The sequence below is a fragment of the uncultured Sphingorhabdus sp. genome (genome assembly GCF_937872355.1).
Lineage (GTDB): Bacteria > Pseudomonadota > Alphaproteobacteria > Sphingomonadales > Sphingomonadaceae > Sphingorhabdus_B.
The window spans coordinates 1-2,383 of sequence record NZ_CALMSV010000021.1; the positions used below are offsets into that span (position 1 = coordinate 1).

At 58.3% G+C, this 2,383-nt stretch carries 4 protein-coding genes; 2 read left to right on the forward strand and 2 right to left on the reverse strand.

Features of this window, described 5'->3' with window-relative positions:
* Positions 1-267: metallopeptidase TldD-related protein (locus Q0239_RS00905; RefSeq protein ID WP_298596946.1), on the forward strand; the 267-nt coding region annotated here is incomplete at its 5' end.
* On the forward strand, positions 260-1,057 hold the full coding sequence (locus tag Q0239_RS00910) for a 3'(2'),5'-bisphosphate nucleotidase CysQ (RefSeq protein WP_298596949.1): 798 nt from the start codon (positions 260-262) through the stop codon (positions 1,055-1,057). The genes Q0239_RS00905 and Q0239_RS00910, both read left to right, overlap by 8 nt.
* Here Q0239_RS00910 and Q0239_RS00915 read toward each other — a convergent pair.
* Complete coding sequence (locus tag Q0239_RS00915; protein WP_298596952.1) at positions 1,054-1,980, reverse strand: phytoene/squalene synthase family protein; 927 nt, start codon at positions 1,978-1,980, stop codon at positions 1,054-1,056. The two genes, Q0239_RS00910 and Q0239_RS00915, sit on opposite strands and share 4 nt — an antisense overlap.
* The coding region (locus tag Q0239_RS00920) for a TIGR00730 family Rossman fold protein (RefSeq protein ID WP_298596955.1) at positions 1,977-2,383 on the reverse strand (407 nt) is incomplete at its 5' end. The genes Q0239_RS00920 and Q0239_RS00915, both read right to left, overlap by 4 nt.

Consider the following 2,383-nt stretch of genomic DNA (forward strand, 5'->3'; position numbering starts at 1 on the left):
CAGTTGATTTCGGATATCGACTATGGCGTCTATATCCATGAATTATCAGGGCAAGGTGTGAATATCGTTACCGGCGATTACAGCCGAGGTGCTGCAGGATTCCTGATCGAAAAAGGTCAGATCACAAAGCCGGTCAGCGAGTTCACAATCGCCGGAAATCTGAAAGACATGTTCCGTGCGCTGACACCCGCCAACGACCTCGAATTCATCCGCTCGACCAATGTGCCGACCTTGCGCATCGACGGAATGATGGTGGCGAGTGCCTGATCTAAACGCGGCAATAAACGCGGTCTGCGAGGCGGGTGACCTTGCGCTGAGCGCCTGGCGAGAGGGGGCTGCACCGAATGCAACTGTCTGGGAGAAGACCAAGGGGCATCCGGTTTGCGATGCCGACTTGGCCGTCGATGCCTTGCTCAAACAGCGTCTTGGCGCGCTTGCTCCCAACATAGGTTGGCTGTCCGAGGAAACCGTCGACCATCCCGACCGCCTGTCGATGTCGCGCCAATGGCTGGTCGATCCGATTGACGGCACGCGCGATTTTATTCGCGGGCGCAGCGGCTGGTGTGTGTCGGTGGCCTTGGTTGAAGGTAGCGAGGCCGTCTTCGCAGCGATGTATGCGCCTGTAACCAAGCAGTTATGGGTTGCGCACAAAGGTGAAGGGACGACCTGCAATGGCAAGCGATTATTTGCCAGCACCAGAGAAGAATTTGTCGGTGCGCGCGTGCCGACCGATGCTCTGCCCAAGGCCGATCGCGATCTGGAAATGGTGCACAAGCCCAATAGCATTGCCATGCGAATGACGATGGTGGCGTGTGACCGAGCCGATCTTGTGGCGACGCTACGCTGGGGCCATGAATGGGACATCGCGGCGGCGCATTTGATTGCCGAGGAAGCGGGTGCGGTGGTCACCAGTGCGATTGGAGAACCGATCTGTTACAACAAACGCGAGCCGATCGATTTTGGGCTTATTTGCTGTGCGCCGGGGATACATGATGCAGCGGTGGAAAGGTTGCGCGAGCGGGCTGGTAATTTGTTGGCAACGCCAAACAACCTTTAGCGTGCACGTGTCCACAGCCCGTCGCGATCAATGGGAGCAGGCTGGTTCGTAATTGCATCGCCAAATGCCTTTGCGACCCAGCGCAACTTTTCGCCGCGAGAGGTGAAAATCCGTCCATCCCAAGCATGCTCGCCTGCGGTGCGTACCTTCCGGGCAATGTCGCCATAAATGCCCGCTGCCGAGAGCACGGCCCAGCGTGCGCGGAAGGGAAGGCGGGAAGTGCCGACTTTGGCCGAAGCCTCATATTGTCCGGCTTCGTCGGCCAGCCAGCGGCCAATAAGGGCGAGTTTTTTGCGGTTGTGCGGGCGCAGATGCTCGCCGGGTTCGAGGTCGAGCTGGGCCAGCCAATCATCCGGGATGTAGCAGCGGCCTGCGCGGCCATCCTCGGCAATGTCGCGGGCGATATTGGCCAACTGGAAGGCAAGGCCCAAGTCACAGGCGCGATCGAGCGTTTCTTCATCATCAGGTGATACGCCCATGACCACGGCCATCATCACTCCGACGGCGCCGGCGACATGAAAGCAATAGCGGTAGAGGTCATTTTCATGCCGGGGCTGCCAGCCGATAGTATCGAGTGCAAAGCCTTCAATCACATCATCCGCCATCTTTTGCGTCAGCCCGCATTCCCGTGCAACAACGCACAGGCAATCAAAGGCTGGTTCGCCGGTAGCCGCGCCGTTCAAAGCTTGGGCCGTCAGTTCACGGATCGTCTGCAACCGGGCCGAAGGATCGACAATCGCCTCCATCTCTCCGCCATGATCTTGCCCGTCGGCCATATCGTCGCATTTGCGACACCAGGCGTAGAGCAGCCAGACACGTTCTCTTGTGGTCCGGTCGAACAGCTTGCTGGCAGCGGCAAAGGATTTTGAACCGCGAGCGATGCTGTCGCAGGCATAGGCGACGAGAGCCGCCCGATTGCTCACAAATCCTCGGCCTTCATCTGGAAGATGCTTTTATGCGGTTCATAACTCGCCATTTTTGCGAGCAAGCCATCCATCGTTTCATCGACAATCATGATCCCCGCATGTTGCGGACGGATGAAACCGACATCGACCATGTGGCGGTTGAATTCGATCAGGCGATCGTAGAAGCCGGCGACATTCAAAAGTCCGACCGGCTTTTCATGATAGCCGAGTTGGGCCCAGCTTATCGCCTCCCACAATTCGTCCATCGTGCCGACGCCGCCGGGGATAGTGATGAAGCCATCGGACAGGTCGGTGAACATGCGCTTGCGTTCGTGCATTCCGGGCACAACATGCAGTTCGGTGCAGCCACGGTGCGCGACTTCGCTGCCGACCAAGGCTTCAGGGATGACGCCGATAACTT